The sequence below is a fragment of the Rhizobium sp. M10 genome (assembly GCF_002531955.1).
GTDB classification, from domain to species: Bacteria; Pseudomonadota; Alphaproteobacteria; order Rhizobiales; family Rhizobiaceae; genus Rhizobium; species Rhizobium etli_C.
On record NZ_NWTA01000078.1, the window covers coordinates 1 to 1,092 of the forward strand.

Genomic DNA, 1,092 nt, shown 5'->3' on the forward strand with positions numbered 1-1,092 from the left:
ATCTAGGCGCCGAGTCCCAGTTGAAACAGCATAATCCTTATCCCGACGACGCCCTCATGATTGATGGCTGCGCCAACGAAGAGCTGAGCAAGCTCGGATCGGACTCGACTTCCAAGAGGAATGTTGTCCGGATTACGGCCATAAATCAACGGAGGTTTAGTAATTGGCTCCAAAAGAATGGTAGGGGGAGCATAGCCAGTCGCCTGACTGGCAGTGATCAGCAGCAAGGGTCGTTGAAGGACGATTTTAGGGGCTTTACCAAGGCTGAAGGAAGAATAAACGTGGGTTTTGATCGGCTGCGGCAGTATCTAGGCGCCGAGTCCCAGTTGAAGCAGCATGATCCTTATCCCGACGACGCCCTCATTATTGAGGCCTTGGCCAACGAAGAGCAGAGTAAGCTCGGACCGGTCTCGACTTCCCGGAAAAATGCCAGTAACCAACGAAAATTTAGCGATTGGCTCAAAAGGGAGGGCAGGGAGAGCATGGTCAGCCGACTCACCGGTACTGATGAGCAGCAACGGTCGTTGCAGGAGGATTTTAGGGCCTTTACCAAGGAGGAAGGAAAAAAAGTGGTCGTGAGTTTCAATCGGCTGCGGCAGTATCTAGGCGCCGAGTCGCAGTTGAAACAGCATGATCCTTATCCCGATGACGCCCGCATCATTGATGACCTAGCCAAGGAAGCGCTGAGCAAGCTCGGATCGAACTCGACTTCGCAGAGGAAAGTAGTCTTGAATCTGGCCAGCAATCAACGGAGGTTTAGTGATTGGCTCCGAAAGAAGGGTCGGGGGAGCATAGGCAGTCGCTTGACTGGCAGTGATCAGCAGCAACAGTCGTTAAAGGACGATTACAGTAACTTTACCAACGCTGAAGGAAAAAGAATAAGCGTGAGTTTCGATCGGCTGCGGCAGTATCTAGGCGCTGAGTCGCAGTTGAAACAGCATGATCCTTATCCCGACGACGCCCTCATGATTGATAGCTTCGCCAACGAAGAGCTGAGTAAGCTCGGACCGGACTCGACTTCGCAGAGGAGAGTCGTCTGGAGACTGGCCAGCAATCAACGAAAGTTTAGTGATTGGCTGCAAACCAGGGGTA

Annotated in this window: 1 pseudogene; it reads left to right on the plus strand. The window is 52.4% G+C overall.

The window, feature by feature from the left end:
- Positions 1 to 20: 20 nt before the first annotated feature.
- Positions 21 to 1,092: pseudogene (locus CO671_RS33100) on the plus strand (hypothetical protein); the annotation flags it as partial.